The sequence below is a fragment of the Thermocatellispora tengchongensis genome, from assembly GCF_014202315.1.
Taxonomy (GTDB): Bacteria; Actinomycetota; Actinomycetes; order Streptosporangiales; family Streptosporangiaceae; genus Thermocatellispora; species Thermocatellispora tengchongensis.
In genome coordinates, this window is record NZ_JACHGN010000021.1 from 138,438 (window position 1) to 154,609 (window position 16,172).

At 73.0% G+C, this 16,172-nt stretch carries 17 protein-coding genes; 2 read left to right on the forward strand and 15 right to left on the reverse strand.

All coding sequences use genetic code 11. From position 1 onward, the window contains the following. Positions 1 to 10 precede the first annotated feature (10 nt). Positions 11 to 673 (reverse strand): NAD(P)H-binding protein, encoded by a 663-nt coding sequence (locus tag HNP84_RS38465; RefSeq protein ID WP_185054958.1) that lies wholly within the window; start codon positions 671 to 673, stop codon positions 11 to 13. 90 nt (positions 674 to 763) lie between these two features. Between HNP84_RS38465 and HNP84_RS38470 the strand changes: the two genes are divergently transcribed. Then, positions 764 to 1,129, forward strand: coding sequence for a cupin domain-containing protein (locus HNP84_RS38470; RefSeq protein ID WP_185054959.1), 366 nt, complete (start codon positions 764 to 766; stop codon positions 1,127 to 1,129). A gap of 15 nt (positions 1,130 to 1,144) precedes the next feature. On the opposite strand, the gene HNP84_RS38475 is transcribed toward HNP84_RS38470, so the two are convergent. The 13 genes from HNP84_RS38475 to HNP84_RS38535 all read right to left on the reverse strand — a co-directional run bounded on the left by HNP84_RS38475 (position 1,145) and on the right by HNP84_RS38535 (position 14,024). Beyond that, a complete protein-coding gene (locus HNP84_RS38475) occupies positions 1,145 to 2,149 on the reverse strand; it encodes a LacI family DNA-binding transcriptional regulator (protein WP_185054960.1) in 1,005 nt (334 codons plus the stop codon). Continuing rightward, complete coding sequence (locus tag HNP84_RS38480; RefSeq protein ID WP_246519236.1) at positions 2,146 to 3,219, reverse strand: Gfo/Idh/MocA family protein; 1,074 nt, start codon at positions 3,217 to 3,219, stop codon at positions 2,146 to 2,148. Before HNP84_RS38480 ends, HNP84_RS38475 begins: the two co-directional genes overlap by 4 nt. 13 nt (positions 3,220 to 3,232) lie before the next feature. Continuing rightward, positions 3,233 to 4,075, reverse strand: coding sequence for an amidohydrolase family protein (locus HNP84_RS38485; RefSeq protein WP_185054962.1), 843 nt, complete (start codon positions 4,073 to 4,075; stop codon positions 3,233 to 3,235). Further along, a complete protein-coding gene (locus HNP84_RS38490; protein WP_185054963.1) occupies positions 4,072 to 4,539 on the reverse strand; it encodes a VOC family protein in 468 nt (155 codons plus the stop codon). The genes HNP84_RS38485 and HNP84_RS38490 overlap by 4 nt, the downstream gene beginning before the upstream one ends. Beyond that, positions 4,536 to 5,726: an ABC transporter permease gene (locus HNP84_RS38495; RefSeq protein ID WP_185054964.1), complete on the reverse strand. Its 1,191-nt coding sequence runs from the start codon at positions 5,724 to 5,726 to the stop codon at positions 4,536 to 4,538. Before HNP84_RS38495 ends, HNP84_RS38490 begins: the two co-directional genes overlap by 4 nt. Beyond that, positions 5,716 to 7,323 carry a sugar ABC transporter ATP-binding protein gene (locus HNP84_RS38500; RefSeq protein WP_185054965.1) on the reverse strand — a complete coding sequence of 536 codons (1,608 nt, stop codon included), beginning with the start codon at positions 7,321 to 7,323 and terminating at the stop codon, positions 5,716 to 5,718. Before HNP84_RS38500 ends, HNP84_RS38495 begins: the two co-directional genes overlap by 11 nt. Next, on the reverse strand, positions 7,317 to 8,300 hold the full coding sequence (locus HNP84_RS38505) for a sugar ABC transporter substrate-binding protein (protein ID WP_185054966.1): 984 nt from the start codon (positions 8,298 to 8,300) through the stop codon (positions 7,317 to 7,319). Before HNP84_RS38505 ends, HNP84_RS38500 begins: the two co-directional genes overlap by 7 nt. A 70-nt stretch (positions 8,301 to 8,370) precedes the next feature. Further along, positions 8,371 to 9,369, reverse strand: coding sequence for an alpha-ketoacid dehydrogenase subunit beta (locus HNP84_RS38510; protein WP_185054967.1), 999 nt, complete (start codon positions 9,367 to 9,369; stop codon positions 8,371 to 8,373). Beyond that, positions 9,362 to 10,309 (reverse strand): thiamine pyrophosphate-dependent dehydrogenase E1 component subunit alpha, encoded by a 948-nt coding sequence (locus tag HNP84_RS38515; RefSeq protein WP_185054968.1) that lies wholly within the window; start codon positions 10,307 to 10,309, stop codon positions 9,362 to 9,364. Before HNP84_RS38515 ends, HNP84_RS38510 begins: the two co-directional genes overlap by 8 nt. Beyond that, positions 10,302 to 11,681, reverse strand: a complete 1,380-nt coding sequence (locus HNP84_RS38520; protein WP_221337277.1) for a lyase family protein — start codon at positions 11,679 to 11,681, stop codon at positions 10,302 to 10,304. The genes HNP84_RS38515 and HNP84_RS38520 overlap by 8 nt, the downstream gene beginning before the upstream one ends. 3 nt (positions 11,682 to 11,684) lie before the next feature. Further along, complete coding sequence (locus HNP84_RS38525; protein WP_185054969.1) at positions 11,685 to 12,443, reverse strand: SDR family NAD(P)-dependent oxidoreductase; 759 nt, start codon at positions 12,441 to 12,443, stop codon at positions 11,685 to 11,687. A gap of 196 nt (positions 12,444 to 12,639) precedes the next feature. Next, entirely contained in the window at positions 12,640 to 12,888 is a 249-nt protein-coding gene (locus HNP84_RS38530) for a PASTA domain-containing protein (protein ID WP_185054970.1), read from the reverse strand. 200 nt (positions 12,889 to 13,088) lie between these two features. After that, positions 13,089 to 14,024 (reverse strand): RNA polymerase sigma-70 factor, encoded by a 936-nt coding sequence (locus tag HNP84_RS38535; protein ID WP_185054971.1) that lies wholly within the window; start codon positions 14,022 to 14,024, stop codon positions 13,089 to 13,091. A gap of 258 nt (positions 14,025 to 14,282) precedes the next feature. On the opposite strand from HNP84_RS38535, the gene HNP84_RS38540 reads away from it, so the two are divergent. Continuing rightward, positions 14,283 to 15,134, forward strand: a complete 852-nt coding sequence (locus HNP84_RS38540) for an SDR family NAD(P)-dependent oxidoreductase (RefSeq protein WP_185054972.1) — start codon at positions 14,283 to 14,285, stop codon at positions 15,132 to 15,134. Between the two features lie 143 nt (positions 15,135 to 15,277). Here the strand turns inward: HNP84_RS38540 and HNP84_RS38545 are convergent, their stop codons facing one another. Then, on the reverse strand, positions 15,278 to 16,168 hold the full coding sequence (locus tag HNP84_RS38545) for a phosphotransferase family protein (protein ID WP_185054973.1): 891 nt from the start codon (positions 16,166 to 16,168) through the stop codon (positions 15,278 to 15,280). Between the last annotated feature and the right edge of the window lie 4 nt (positions 16,169 to 16,172).

The following is a 16,172-nucleotide window of genomic DNA, read 5'->3' on the forward strand; positions in this document are numbered from 1 at the left end:
ACTCCGGCGCCTAGGCTCCCCCGGCCTCGCGCACGGCCTGCTCGATCGGGATCTCTCCCGCCGTGAGCTCCAGGATGCGCCGCCGTACGCCGGGCGCGCGCAGCAGCGCGGCCAGCACCTCGGCCACGTCGTCGCGGGTCACCTTGCCCGGCGGGATGCCGGGCTCGGCCAGCCGCACCAGCCCGCGCCCCGGATCGTCGGTCAGACCGCCCGGCCGGACGATCACCCAGTCGAGGTCGCGCCCGCGCAGGTCCTCCTCGGCCCGGGTCTTGGCCTCGATGTAGGCGGCCCACACCTCGTCGCTCCCCTCGCGCGGGGGCCGGCCCGCGCCCATCGACGAGATCTGCAGGAACCGCCGCACGCCCGCCCGCTCGGCGGCGTCGGCGAGCAGCGCGGACGCCGCGCGGTCCACGGTGTCCTTGCGCGCGACTCCGCTGCCCGGCCCCGCGCCGGCCGCGAAGACCGCCGCGTCGGCCCCGGCGAGCACCCGCGCCACCTCCGCGACGCCGGCCCGTTCCAGGTCGCACACCACCGGCTCCGCCCCGGCCCGCCGCAGGTCCTCCTGCTGCGCGGGATCGCGGATGAGGCCCACGGCCTCGTCGCCCCGCGCGGCGAGCAGCCGCTCCAGCCGCAACGCGATCTTGCCGTGCCCGCCCCCGATCACCACACGCATACCTCGATGCTAGTGCTCGGCGACGCCGGGCCTTGTCCGCTCCCTCCGCCGGTGCAAGACTCGAACTATGGGGACAAAAGGGGGCAAATCATGCTAGAAGTACGCAATCTCGACAAGCCTGACGAGCGCCGGGACTTCCCGATGGGCCACCTTGAGATCTACAACCTGACCGGCCTGACGTTCGGCATCGCCACGTTCGAGCCGGGCTGGCGGTGGTCCGCCTCCGTCAAGCCGATCGCCGGCACGGAGTCCTGCCAGTTCCACCACAGCAGCTACGTGCTGCGGGGACGCCTGCACATCCGCATGGACGACGGCACCGAGGCCGAGGCGGGCCCCGGCGACCTGTTCGTCGCCACCCCGGGCCACGACGCCTGGGTGGTCGGCCAGGAGCAGTGCGTGGTCTACGACTTCGCGGGCGGCGCCGCCGAGTACGCCAAGACCGCTCCGACCGCCTGAGCGCGGGCGCCCGGGTCAGCCGGGAGGCGGCGCCGTGGAGGCCCTGGGAATGAGCTGGATGGGGCCGTCGAGGATCTCCTCGACGGTCTCGTCCGGTTTCAGGGAGCCGAGCAGGGCCACGCCCCGGCGGCCCAGCTCCTCCAGGGGCATGCGCACCGTGGTGAGCGGGGGATAGAGGTAGCTGGCCAGGTCGAGATCGTGCACGGCGACCATGGACAGGCGGGCGGGGATGTCGAAGCCGGCCGCCCTGGCGGCCTCCAGGGCGCCGATGGCGGAGGCGACGTTGGCCACGAAGACGGCGGTGGGGGGCTCGGGGGCGGCCAGGATCTCGGCCATCGCCGCCGCGCCGCCCGCGGGGGTGTAGTCGGCCTGGACCACCGGGCCGTCGGGCAGGCCGGCGTCGCGCATGGCGGCGGAGTAGCCGGCCGAGCGGCGGGTGGCGGTGTCGGCCGTGGCGGGGCCCGCCAGGTGGGCGATGCGGCGGTGGCCGAGGCCGACCAGGTGCTCCACGGCCAGGCGGGCGGCGCGCTCGTCGTCCAGGATGACGTAGCGGCGTGCCGAGGGGATGCGGCGGTTGAGCATGATCCACGGTACGGCGGCGCGGTCGAGCTGCTCGGTCAGCTCCGACTCCTCCTCCGCGCCCGCCAGGAGCAGGCCGTCGATGCGGCCCTGGCCGAGCTGGTCCATGTAGCCCTTCAGGCCGGCCCCGGTCGCGCTGCCGGTGACCAGGACGTACCCGAGCGAGGCCGCGGCGGCCTCGGCGCCCTTGATGATCTCGGCGTACACGGGGTTGGCGAAGTCGGGGATGAACAGGCCGAACATGTGCGCCCTGGCCGTGCGCAGGCTGCGGGCCGCCGCGTTGGGGCGGTAGCCGAGCGCGGCCACGGCGCGCAGCACCCGCTCGCGGGTCTCGGGGCGGATGTTCAGCGTGGGATCGTTGTTGATCACGCGCGACACCACGGCCCGGTCGACCTTCGCCATGGCGGCGACGTGGGCCAGGGTGACCCGGGTGGCCTTCACGCTGATCCCAATCTCTGGCTCTCGCCGGTGTCCATCGAGCGGTACAGGGCGTGCAGGAGGCGCAGCGTTCCCAGGTTATCCGCCGCGGCGGTCTCGGGCTCCCCTCCTTCGGCGATCGCCCGCAGCAGCGAGCCCATCGGCCCGGCCACGGCGTCGGGCAGCCAGCGGGTGGTGACCGGGTAGGGCAGCCAGCCGTCCGTACGCCCGCGCCCGTTGACCTCCAGGGTGTCGGGACGGCCGTGCGGGTAGTCGTACAGCAGGCCGAGGGTGCCCTTGATCGCGCCCTCGGTGCCGTCGATGCGGAAGGCGGCCTCGTGGTCGCCGGTGCGGTTCTCGTGCGTGACGTGCACCAGCGCGCGCACGTCGCCGGGGAAGACCAGCGTGCTCATGGTGCGGGTCTCGCCCTTGGGGAGCTGCCCGGCGGTGCGGCTGCCGGTGCAGAAGACCAGCTCGGGATCGCCCAGGATGGAGCGGATGGCGTCCAGGTAGTGGATGGAGTGGTAGACGATCTCCAGCCGCTCGGTGCCGACCAGCCAGTCCCAGCCGCTCCAGTCGGTGAAGATGTTCACGGTGAAGGTCATCGCGGTGGGCGCGCCGATCCACCCGGCGCGCACCATGGCGCGGGCGGCGGCGATGCCCTCGTCGAAGCGGAGCTGCTGGTTGACGGCCACCTTGACGCCGCCGGCCGCGGCCAGCGCCACCAGCTCCTCGCCGGTCGCCACGTCGGGGGCGAACGGCTTCTGGCACAGCAGGTGCCTGCCGGCCGCGATGGCGGCGCGGGCGATGGCGGGCTGGGCCTCGGGGGCGACCGCGATGTCCACGACCCGCGCCCGGTCGTCGGCCAGCAGGTCGTCCAGGGAGGCGTAGACCTTCGGCACCCCGTGGCGGGCGGCGACCTCGGCGGCCTTGGCGGCGTCCAGGTCGTACAGGCCGGTGATCTCCAGCCCGGCGGCGCGGTACGCCGGCAGGTGCGCGACGTCCACGATCGACCCGGCGCCGACGATCGCGATCGGCAGGCGGTGCTCCGGCGGGATGGTCAGGTCGGCGGCGGCGGCGATCGGGGCGAGCATGTCGAGCACGGCCTCAGCCCCCGATCCCGTAGCAGCGGGCGGCGGTGCCGCCGAGGATCGCGTCGCGATCGGCCTGCGGCAGCCCGTCGAGCAGCGCGTTGGTCTCGCGCCACACCTTGGCGTAGTCGCCGGCCAGGATCGCCACCGGCCAGTCGCCGCCGAACATCAGCCGGTCGGGCCCGAACACCTCGATGGCGTGCTCCACGTACGGCCGCAGGTCGGCCGCCGTCCAGGTCTCGGCGTCGGCGGCGGTGTTCAGGCCGGACACCTTGGCGTACACGTTGGGGTAGGACGCGGCGCGGGCGAGCAGCGACGCCCACGGCTCCCAGCCCTTGTCCTTGATCGGCGGCTTGTTCAGGTGGTCGAGCACCAGGCGCAGGCCGGGCACCTTCTCCGCCAGCGTGGGCACGTGCTCCAGGTGGCGGGGCAGCACCCCAACCACGTCGTACGGCAGGCCGGCGTCGGCCAGCAGCTTCAGGCCCTCGATCACCTCCTCGCGCACCACCCAGTCGGGGTCGGGCTCGTCGTGGATCAGGTGCCGCACGCCGGCGAAGCGCGGGTGCGCCCGGTAGCGCTCCAGCGCCTCCGCGGCCTCGCCGGGGCGGTCCAGCGGCACCCAGCCGACCACGGCCGCCACGAAGTCGTACGCGTCGGCCTGGGCGAGCATCGCGTCGGTGTCGGCGTAGGTGTTGGCCGACTGGACCAGGACGGTGCGGTCCACGCCGCAGGCGGCGAGCTGCGGGATCAGCTCCTCCGGCTCGAAGGTGCGGTAGATCGGCCCGGCCTCCGGGGTCAGCCACGGGTACGACCCGGTCTCCAGGTTCCAGAAGTGCTGGTGGGCGTCGATGACCGTCATCCGATCCTCCCCTTCGGCGGCTGGACGAGCTCCAGCGTGATCTCGTCAGGGTCGAGAAAGTAGCAGGCGTAGCCGCCCGCGTTGATCCCGGCCGTGATCGCGTTCGGCGGCGAGACGAAACGCACCCCGGCCGCCGACAGCCGCTCGTGCTCGGCGAGGGCGTCCTCGACGGTGAGGGCCAGGTGGGCCGCCCCGGGCAGGTGCCGGGCCGGGCCGGGGCCCGCGCCGCGCGGCACGACGTACTCCACCAGCTCCAGGTCATGGGTGGAGACGCCGCGCGGCTGGCCGGGGACGGCGAGCTGGGCGATGCGCAGAACCGCGTCCGGGTAGCCGACGAGGCTGCGGGTGTAGGCGTTGTCCTGGTCCTGGGTGTGCACCAGCTCGAAGCCGAGCAGGTCGCGGTAGAAGGCGACCGACCGGTCCAGGTCGGAGACGGTGAAGGAGAAGTGCCACACGCCCCTCATCGCAGCGCCTCCTGCGGCTCGCGTTCCGGCGCGGGCTCCCCGGCCTTGGCCTGGCTCTCGCGCACCCGTTTCACCTGCCGCTGGCGGCCGGCGATGGTGTAGATCGCGGCGGCGACGATGACGACGGTGCCGACGATCACGCCCTGGTAGTTGGCGCCCAGGTTGAGCACGTTGAACCCGTTGTCCAGGGTGAACAGGATCAGCGCGCCGACCACCGACTTCAGCACGCTGCCCAGGCCGCCGAACAGCGAGGTGCCGCCCAGGATGGCCGCGGCGAGCACGGTCAGCTCGGTGCCCTGCAGGCCGGTGGGGTTGATGGCGAGCAGCTTGGCGGCGAACAGCACGCCGACGAAGGCCGAGCCGAGGCCGTTGAGCACGAACGCGCCGATCTTGTACCGGTTGACGTTGATGCCGGACAGGCGCGCGGCCTCGGCGTTGCTGCCCACGGCGTACAGGCGGCGGCCGATGACGGTGTAGCGCAGCACGGCCCAGGTGACCGCGGCGATCACGATCAGGTAGTACGTCGGCTTGCTCAGCCGCAGGTCCCAGCCGACGAGCGGGCTGAGCGCGGCCAGCACCACGCCGGCGCCGGCCAGGACCAGGCCGCGCCGCGACTTGCGCAGCGCCAGGATCGCGCCGATGACCAGCAGGATGCCGCCGACGACGGCGAGGATGTGCGGCACGGTCCAGTAGCCGGCCTGCAGCGCGATCAGCGACTGCTGGGCCTCGGGGTCCTTGGCCGTGACCGTACGCCCGTCGGTGACGATCAGCACAAGGCCGCGCACCGCCGTCATGGTGCCGAGCGTGACGATGAACGCGTTGATCCCGACGAGCTGGACGATCACCCCGTTGACCACGCCGCAGACCAGGCCCGCCCCGAGCGCGATGGCCATGGCCGCCGGCAGCCCGAGCGAGCCGACCAGGCTGAGCGCGGTCGCGGCGGAGAACGCGGCCACCGAGGCCACCGACAGGTCGAAGTTGCCGCTGATCAGCACGACCGTGGTGAACACGGCCAGGATCGCCACCAGCGAGGACTGGTCCAGGATGTTGACGATGTTGGTCTCGGACAGGTAGCTCGGCCGGCCGAGCCGGGCCGACAGCACGGTCAGCGCGCCGACGATGAGGATCAGCGCGTAGACCACGCCCGCGTTGCCCGGTCTCAGGGCCGCCAGGAGCCTAGGCCGCATGGGGCTCGCCCCCCGCGTCGAATCCGTTGGCCAGCATCAGCAGTTCCTCCTCGGATGTCTCGTGGGCCGGCCGCTCGGCGACGACGCGGCCCTCCCGGACCACGAGCACGCGGGTGGCGACGGCGAGGATCTCCTCGAACTCGCTGCTCACCACGAGCACCGCGCCGCCGCCCTGGGCGAAGCGGCGCACGAGTTCCAGGATGTCGGCCTTGGCGCCGACGTCCACGCCGGCGGTGGGCTCGTCGAGCATGAACACGCGGGCGCCGCCGTAGAGCCACTTGCCGAAGACGACCTTCTGCGCGTTGCCGCCGGACAGTTCGGTGACCATCGCGTCCGGCCCGGGGCAGACGATGCCGAGGTCCGCGATGGCCCGGCGGGCGCGGTCGCCTTCGGCCCGCTCGCTGGGCAGGGCGCGGGCCGAGGACAGCGCGGGCAGGTCGGGCAGCGAGATGTTCTTCCAGATGGGGAACGCGCCGACGAGCCCCTGCGCGTTGCGGTCCTCGGGGACCAGGGCCATCCCGGCGGCGACGGCGGCCCGGGGCGTACGGCGTACGTGCCTGCCGCCGACCAGGACCTCGCCGCGGGCGCGCGGGTCGGCGCCGTACACGGCGTGCAGGATCTCCGAGCGGCCCGAGCCGAGCAGGCCGGCGATGCCGACGACCTCGCCCTCGCGCACGTCGAAGGAGACGTCGCGCACCCCGGCCGGGGAGTTCAGGCCGCGCACCGACAGCAGCACCGGCGCCTCGGCCGCGACCGGCGCGGCGGGGACCCGCTCGCCGGCGAGCAGGTCGCGCCCGGTGCTCCTGGGTCGCTCGCCTTCCTCGCTCGCTCCGCGGCCCGCGCGCCGTCCCTCACGGCCCACCCCGCTCGCCGCGTAGGCTTCGCTCAAGATGGCCTGCACCAGCCGGTCCTCGTCGTAGCCGGCGGTCTCGCCCTCCTCCACGACGGTGCCGTCGCGCAGGACCGTGACCCGGTCGGTGAGCGAGAGCACCTCGTCCAGGAAGTGCGAGACGTACAGGAAGGCGGTGCCCTGCGCCGACAGGCGGCGCACCACGTCGAAGACGACCTGGCGCTCGCCCTCGGCGAGGGAGGCGGTGGGCTCGTCCATGACCACCAGCTCCGCGCCGGTGGCCAGGGCTTGCAGGATCGCCACCATCTGCCGCTCGCCGATGGCGAGGTCGGCCACCTCGGCGTCGGGGTCGATGCGGTAGCCGACCCGGTCGAGCAGGTCGGCGAACTCGCCGCGACGGCGGCGCGGCAGCCGCCACGGCCCCCTGCTGCCGAGGAAGACGTTCTCCAGCACGGTCAGGGTGGGGGCCAGCGGCACGTGCTGCATGATCGTGGCGACGCCGGCGGAGCGGGCCGCTCCCGGGTCGCGCCAGACGACCCGCTCGCCCTTCCAGCGCACGGTCCCGGTGGTCGGGGCGTGCGCCCCGGCGATCACCTTGATCATGGTGGACTTGCCCGCGCCGTTCGCGCCGACCAGGCCGTGCACGCTGCCGGGCATCACGGTCAGCCGCGCTCCGCGGAGGGCGACGGTGCCGTTCGGGAACGACTTGCCGACGCCCTCCAGGGAGAGCAGCGGGGTGGTCACCATTGCGGGGTGCAGTCGGCGACGTTGTCCTTGGTGATCGGCGGCGTGTCGTAGGTGACGAAGGCCGCGTTCTGCTTCTTCTCGCCGGTCAGGTGCTTGTAGAGCGTGTCCAGCGCGAGCTTGCCCAGGTCCTCGGGCTTGAAGCAGACGGTGCCGGACACGTCGCCCGACTTGACCGCGTCGATGCCCAGCTTGCTGCCCCCGATGCCGATCACCTTGGCCTTCGACCCGGCGGACTTCACCGCCTTGGCGCAGCCCACCGACATGTCGTCGGACTGGGCGTAGAAGAGCTGGATGTCGGGGTTGGCGGCCAGCATGTTCTGGCAGGCCGACTGCGCCTTGTCCTGCACCCAGTCGCCCGGCTGGCGGGCCACGACCTCGAACGTGGCGCCCTTGGCCTCGGCCGCCTTGGGGAACTCCTGCCAGCGGTTGACGACCTCGGCGAACCCGGCCGCGCCCTCCACGACCGCGATCTTGCCGCCGCCGGGGAGGACCTGGGCGGCGATCTCGCCGGCCTTGCCGCCGGCGGCGTACTCGTCCTGGGTGACCAGCGCGACCAGGCCCGGGTAGACGTCCTTGAGCGGGCGGGTCTTGGGGTCGCCGACCTGCGAGGCGACGGCAACGGTGGGGATGCCCGCGGCCTTGAGCCGGTCGGCCAGGCCCTGGGCCACGCCGGAGTCCACCGGCAGCATCAATACGCCGTCGGGCTGCTGTGCCATGAGGTCCTGGATGTCGTTGCTCTGCTTGTCGGCCTTGCCCTGGGCGTCCAGCTCCACGATCTTCACGCCGAGCCGGGCGGCCTCGTCCTTGATGCCCTTGCCGATGGCGGCCGGGAACGGGAAGCTCAGCCCCAGGTTGGACACGCCGATCGTGTACTCCTTCTTGCCGCCGTCGCCGGCCTGGGCGGAGTCGCCGCCGCTGCCGCCGCAGGCTGTCGCGCCGATCGCGATGGCGGCCACGAGGAGGAATGCCTTCTTCACTGTCTCTCCTGCTTGTGGGAGGTCAAACGTTTGACTTGATGGGACATGAATGCCTCGCCATGGGGGCCGATCAGCCCCGGACGAGCGTTCGCACCTCCCCCGCGATGCGATCCGCGTCGGGCAGCAGGGCCTGCGCCAGCACCGGAGCGGCCGGCATCCGGACGTCCGGCGCGCCGATCCTGATCGGCGGCGCGAGCAGCGGCACGCCCGCCTGCGCCACCCTGGCCACGACCTCCGCGCCGAAGCCGCCGGTGACGTTGGCCTCGTGCACGACCGCGAGCCGGCGCGTACGCCCGGCCGCGGCGACGACCGCCTCGGTGTCGAACGGGTTCAGCCACGGCGTCTCGACCACCTCGACGCCGATGCCCTCGCCCGCCAGCAGCTCGGCGGCCTCCACGGCGCGCCAGGTCATCGCGCCCCAGGTCACGACGGTCACGTCGCTCCCCGGGTGCCGCACCCGCACACCGCCCATCGGCGGCACCGGCCCGCCGACGGTCACCTCCTGCCTGGCCCCGAAGTACAGCGTCCGGTTCTCGATCACGAGCACCGGGTCGTCGCAGTGCACCGCCGTCACCAGCAGGTCGTAGGCGTCCTGAGGCGTGGACGGCATGCACACCCGCAGCCCCGGCACGTGCAGGAACAGCGCCTCAAGGCACTGCGAGTGCTGCGCGCACGCCCCCGGCGCGTTGCCCTGCTGGGTGCGGATCGTCAGCGGCGCGGTCAGCCTGCCCGCCGAGACGTAGCGCACGTTGGCCGCCTGGTTCACGATCTGGTCCAGCGCGACCAGCGAGAAGTCCGCCCACATGATCTCCACGATCGGACGGCGGCCCATCATTGCCGCGCCGACCGCGCTGCCCAGGATCGCCGCCTCGCTGATCGGCGTGTCGAACACCCGCGCGCCGAAGCTCTTGCGCAGCCCCCGGGTCACCCCGAACACCCCGCCGGGCACGCCCACGTCCTCGCCGTAGACCAGCGTCTCCGGCAGCTCCTCCATCAGCCGGTGCAGCGCCGCGTTGACCGCCTCGCCGTAGCCGAGTTTCCGGATCTCGGGCTTGCTGGTCTCAGGCATACAGGTGCTCCCTGGCGGTCGCCGGGTCGGCGTACGGCGCGGCCATGGCCGCCGCGGCGGCGGCCTCGATCTCTCCGCGCGCCTTCTCCTCCACCGCGTCGATCTCCGCCGCCGGCACGCCGTCGGCCAGCAGCCCCTCCTTCAGCCGCGCGATCGGCTCGCGCCGCCTGATCCGGTCAAGCTCGCCCGGCTTGCGGTAGTTCTCCGCGTCGCCGATGTAGTGGCCGACGATGCGCTCGGTCATGCACTCCAGCAGCGTCGGCCCGCCGCCCTCGCGGGCGACCTCCAGCGCGTCGCGCATGTGGAACCGGACCGCCTCGGCGTCGTTGCCGTCGATGCGGTACCCCGGCATCCCGTACGCCGCCGCCCGGTCGGCCAGGCGCGGGGCGCGCACCATGTCGGCGATCGGGGTCAGCTCGGAGTAGCGGTTGTTCTCGCACACGAACACCACCGGCAGGTCGAACGCGGCGGCGAAGTTCATCGCCTCGTGCACCGCGCCCTGGTTCATCGCGCCGTCGCCGAACACCGTCACCGCGGCCCGGTCGGAGCCGTCGAAGCGCCCGGCCAGCGCCGCGCCGCACGCGATCGGCGCACCCGCCCCGACGATGGAGTTCTCGCCGTGGAAGCCATGGTCGGCCGCGGTGAAGTACGCCGAGCCGCCCCGGCCGCCGTTCACGCCGGTGGCGCGCCCCATCAGCTCCGCGAACAGCGCCTCCACCGGCACCCCGCGCGCGATGGCCCAGCCGTGCCCCCGGTACGTCGCGTACAGGGCGTCCTCGGGTTCGAGCACGTCGCACGCCCCGACCGGGATCGCCTCCTGGCCGATGCACAGGTGCACCGAGCCCACGATCGGCCCTTCCAGCCGCAGGTCACGCACCTTCTCCTCGAAGGCGCGGATGCGCCACATGGCCAGCAGATCCGCGAGCCTGCGCTCACTCATCCTCGCTCTCCTCACTCCGCCACGCGGCGAGCGCGGCCTCGCAGACGCTCTCGGCGTCGCCGATGTAGGACTCGGGCGGCAGCGGCAGCTCGCCCAGCACGGCCAGCTCGGCGGGGCCGGCCAGCTCGCGCAGCGTGTCGGCCAGGGTCCTGCCGCCGGCGCGCGCCTCGTGCGCGGCCTGGTAGACCAGGTCGTGGGCCTGCTCCCGGCCCAGCGCCGAGGCCAGCCGCATCATGTACGCCTCCGCCATGATCAGCCCGCCCTCGGCGTCCAGGTTGCCGCGCATCGCCTCGGGGAAGACGCGCAGCCCGCCCGCCACGTCGGCGGCGGTGGCCAGGGCGCCCGCGCCCAGCTCGGCGAGCTGCGGCACGACGTACCACTCGACCTGCCACTCGCCGGCGGCGCGCTCGTGCCCGGCCTCCATCGCCCGGAACAGCGCCGAGCCCAGGGCCCCGGCCGTGCCGGACATGCCGATGATCGCCTCGCACCCGATCGGGTTGGCCTTCTGCGGCATGGTGGAGCTGGCCCCGCGGTGGTGCCCGCCCGCCTCGCGCACCTCGCCGACCTCGGTGCGCGACAGGTCCACGATCTCGCGGGCGAAGCGGGCGGCGGTCGCGGCCACGCCCGCGCACACCACGCCGAACTCCGCCACCCCGTCGCGGGCGACGTGCCAGGGGACCTCGGTGGTGCTCAGCCCGAGCCGCAGCGCCATGCCCTTGCGGATCTGCGCCGCCTGCGCGCCCAGGGCCGCGGAGGTGCCCCCCGCCCCGAACAGCGACACGACCGACACCCGCCGCGCCGCCGCCCGCACCCGCGCCCGCTGCCGCGTCACCTCGGCCAGCAGCACCGCCATCTTCGCCCCGAAGGTGGTGGGCACGGCCTGCTGCGCGTGGGTGCGCGCGGCGATCACGGTGTCGGCGTGCTCCTCGACCAGCCGGGCCAGCGCGTCGCCGAACGCGTGGAGCAGCGTCTCGATCCGGCCCAGCGCCTCGCCCATCTGCAGCGCGAGCCCGCTGTCCATGATGTCCTGGGTGGTCGCGCCGTAGTGCACCCGCCCGTTGGGGCCGTCGGGCAGCGCCGCCGCGATCATCCGTACCAGGGGCAGGATCGGGTAGCCGACGTTGACCGCCTCCCGCCACAGCCGGTCCAGGTCGATGGTGCGCAGCACGCACGCCTCGGCGATGGCCTCGGCGTCGGCCTCGCCGATCACGCCCGCCTCGGCCTGGGCACGGGCGAGCGCCGCCTCCACCCGCAGCCAGGCGAGCACCGTACGCTCGGCGGAGAAGATCTCCGCCATGCCCGGGTCGCCGAACAGCTCGGGCAGCAGCTTGAAGGTCTGCATGGACCGCGTGGGTCCGGTGGTGGCCGCCATGCGTCAGTCCATCTCCAGTCCGCCGTCAACGTTGATCGCCTGCCCGGTGACGAAGGAGGCGAGGTCGCTGGCGAGGAACAGCACCACGTTGGCCAGCTCCTCCGGCATCCCGTGGCGGCGCAGCGGGGTGCGGTCGTTGACCTCCTTGAAGTACTGCCGCCCGGCGTCGGGCCCGAACCGCTCGTCGCGGTCGGCGATGATCTCCTCCCACATCGGGGTGAGGAACACCCCGGGGCAGACCGCGTTCACCCGCACCGGCGCCAGCGCCTCCGCCGCGCTCTTGGTCAGGCTGAGCAGCGCGGTCTTGGTCGCCGCGTAGTGCGCCGCGTTCGGCCGCCCCGACCGCGCCGCCACCGAGGCCAGCGTCACGATCGACCCGGCCCCCCGCGCCGCCATCTTCCGCCCCACGGCCTGGGTGAGCCAGAACGCGCCGTTCAGGTTGACGTCCACGATCCGCCGCCACTCCGCCACGGGCACGTCGAGCAGCGGCGTGGTGCGCATGATCCCGGCGCAGTTGACCATGATGTCGATCCGCTCCAGCCCGTCCGCCAGCCCCGCCGCCTGGCCGGGATCGGCGATGTCCGCGGCCCGCGCCGCCACCCCCAGCGCCGCCGCGGCCTCCTCCAGCCGCGGCCCCCCGAGGTCGGAGAGCACGACATCGGCGCCGGCCTCGGCCAGAGCCCGGGCGCACGCCACACCGAGCCCTCCCGCCGCCCCCGCGACGAGCGCGGTACGCCCCGTCAGGTCGATCGTGACAGCCATTACCTCGACGCTCTCCTTCACAAGTCAATCGATTGACCAGAAGGTAGCAGCCGCCTCACAAACCGGACAAGAGCCAAGTCAATCGTTTTTCTACGATGTTTCCGCACGGTTATCGGCGTGAGTACCACCAGCGCGCATCGGTCACGCAGGTACGCACGTGTACCGCCGTACCGCGAGTACCGCCGTCGCGGCTCGTTCAGGCTTCGCCCAGGTCGGCGGTCAGCTCGCCGGGCGGCGTGACAGGGGTGCGCGGCTCGCGCACCCCGCCCTCGCCGCCATCGCGCATCCGGACTCTGACCGTGGCCCAGCGGGGCACGAGGGTGCCGGGCCGAGGGTCCTGGGCGACGACGATCCCATTGGTGACCGATCCCGGCCCGTCGGGGTCGGGCCCCAGCAACAGCACGCCCGCGTCGTGACCGAGAAGCCAGGCGTTCAGCGCCTGCATCCCACGGAAGTCTGGAACCCGGACCTCGGTCAGCTCATCGTCACCTCGCCCCGATTCTAAGTCTCCCGCGGCACTCCCGCGAGGCCCGCGGGGAACGCCGCAGACGCACCAGGAAGGGGCCCAGGCGCAGTGACAGCCCCGCCAAGTCCGTCCCGCACCAGTAAACCGGCGTAAAGCGGCGTGCACCGGCGTGCACCGGTTCACCGCAAGGTGAGCGGAGTCTCGGAGTCGATGCGGGTCAGCTTCTCCGGGTTGCGGACGTAGTACAGGCCGGTGATGCGGCCGTCCTCGACGCGGATCGCCATGACGCCGTCGATCTCGCCGTCCACGTGAAGGACGAGTGACGGGTTGCCGTTCACCACGGTGGGCTCGCCGGTGAGGGTGACGCCGGCCTTGCCGAGACCGCCGACGATGAGGCGGGCCACCTTGCCGGCGCCGCTGATCGGCCGCGGCGCGGCCTGCTTGACGCCGCCGCCGTCGCTCACCAGGACGACCTCGGGGGCGAGCACGTCAAGCAGGCCCTGCAGGTCCCTGGTTTCGAGCGCGCGCTGGAACGACTCCAGGGCCGCCCGGGTCTGGCCCGGGGAGACGACCTCGCGAGGCCGCCGGGCATCGACGTGCCGGCGGGCACGGTGCGCGATCTGCCGGACGGCCACGAGGCTCTTGCCGACGGCGCCCGCGATCTCGTCGTAGTCCAGATCGAACACCTCGCGCAGCACGAAGACGGCGCGCTCGGTCGGCGACAGCGTCTCCAGGACGAGCATCAGCGCCATCGACACGCTCTCGGCGAGCTCGACGTCCTCGGCCACGTCCGGCGCGGTGAGCAACGGCTCGGGCAGCCAGGGGCCGACGTACGCCTCCTTGCGCCGCCTCATCGTGCGCAGCCGGTCCAGCGACCGCCGGGTGGTGATCCGGACCAGGTACGCGCGCTGGTCGCGCACCTGCTCCATGTCGACCTTCATCCACCGCAGCCAGGTCTCCTGCAGCACGTCCTCGGCGTCGGCCGCCGATCCGAGCATCTCGTACGCGACGGTGAACAGCAGGTTGCGGTGGGCGAGGAATATCTCGGTAGCGGAGTCCATCCCATCGGCGCACGGCTCCGCCGTGCCCGTCGTCGGCTCACTGTGCTCGTTCATCTCCGGCTCCCACCCGTTCGCTCTCAACCGTGCTACCAACCCACAAGGCGCCGGCCCCCGCCGCCGTGTGACACCCCTCATGGGTGGCGTATGTCACAGAACCGCACTGTCACAGGGATCGGGCCGCCGGCGCCTCATGGTCGTCAGGACGCCGCGCGAACGATCCGCGCGCACAACTACACCACTGATCGCCTGGGCCTCGTTGCGCGGCCACCGCCGCGCGACCGCCACCGCTCGCAGAAAGAACGGGAACTAATCATGAGCAAGGTCTGGTTCGTCACCGGTTCCTCCCGCGGCCTCGGCCGCGAATTCGTCAAGGCCGCCCTGTCCCGCGGCGACAAGGTCGCCGCGACCGCCCGGAACCCCGAAAGCCTCGGCGAACTGGTCGCGGCCCACGGCGACGCGGTGCTCCCGCTCGCGCTGGACGTCACCGACAGGGCCGCCGTCTTCGACGCCGTCAAGCGGGCCAGGGAACACTTCGGCCGTCTCGACGTCATCGTGAACAACGCCGGCTACGCCCAGATCGGCGCGATCGAGGAGCTGACCGAGCAGCACCTGCGCGACCAGTTGGAGACCAACCTGTTCGGCCCGGTGTGGGTCATCCAGGCCGCGCTGCCCTACCTGCGCGAGCAGGGCGCGGGGCACATCATCCAGCTCTCCTCGGCCGCCGGGCTCATCGCGATGCCGCTCGGCGGCGCGTACCAGGTCTCCAGGTGGGCCGTGGAAGCCCTGAACGAAACCCTCGCCCAGGAGGTCGCCGACTTCGGCATCAAGGTGACCGTGATCGAGCCCGGCGGCTTCGCCACCAGGTCCGGCAAGAACCCCGACCCCCTCGCCAACGGCCACATGGCCGAGCCCAGCCCGATCTACGACGGCCTCCGCCGGCGCATCGCCGCAATGGCGGGCAAGCAGCCCGCCGGCGACCCGGCCGCCGCCGCCCAGGCCCTGCTCAAGATCGTCGATTCCGACAACCCACCCCTGCGGGTCCTCTTCGGCCTGGGCTTCTACCCGATGCTCCAGCAGGTCTACGCCGACCGCCTCAAGACCTGGGCCGACTGGCAGGACCTGTCGGCGGAGGCACAGGGCAACCTCGATCAAGAAGCCAAGTGAACGACCACCCCTGTTCCGGGCGGTGAACCCATGAGCTGTACGGCCGACACCGGCCGTACAGCCGCCCCCTTCGGAAACACCTCCATCCAGGAGGACGGATGAGCCTGCGATGGCAGGCCGTCTCATGGTCTCCAGCGGAACGCTCAGGCGGTGGACAGGCAGTGCTCCATCCACACCCGCCCGGCCGCCGCCGCTCGGCGCCGTGCCCCACGCGCGTCCGGCGGGCCGTGCTCTGCCTTGTACGCGCGGAACAGCGTCCACGCCGCAGCCAGACCGGCGACCACATCGCGCGGCGCGGCCTGCCATGCGGGCACGTCGGCGTACAGAGCCTCGACCTGCCTCGGCGGGTGGCCGGCCTCGACCAGGCGGGGCGCGAACAACGCCGCGTCCAGCCAGTCGGCACCCGTGCAGGCGAACCCCCAGTCCAGCACGGACGCCGCGCCCTCGTGCACCTTCAGGTTCCCCGCACTCAGGTCGTAGTGCACCAGCGTGTCCCCTGCCACGGCCTCGACGCCGAAGCCATGGAGGGCGGCGGCGTACCGGCCATGGCCGGGCAGATCCTCCCGCGTGAGCATGTGCCGGGCCTTGGCCAGCAGCGCCTCCACGTTCTCCGCCGCCGGGACGGCGAACTCCTCCGGACACGGAGTGAGGAACGACCCCAGCCCGGCCACCAGGTCGATCACCGCGGGCAGGTCCGGCGAGCCCGGGGCGAGGTCCGGCCGGCGGCCGGGCTGGTACGCGAACAACAGCGTGATCCACCCGTGGTCGTGACTGGACCACTCCAGGCGCGGCGTCGGCACGGCGGCGGGCATGACCTCGCCCGCCCACCGCTCCCGGGCGTGAAGCCGACCGGCGGGGTGCCCGGCCGGGCACCCTTTGAGAAACAGAGACCCGCGCTCGGCGCGCAGGCGGGCGGCGACGCCCGGCATGATGCCCGCCGATGCCGGCTCGATCTCGACCAGTTCGCCGTACCGTTCCCCCAGCACTTCACGGACGTCGTCCCGGGCCGCCTCGGGGACTTCTTCCCACCCCATCCGC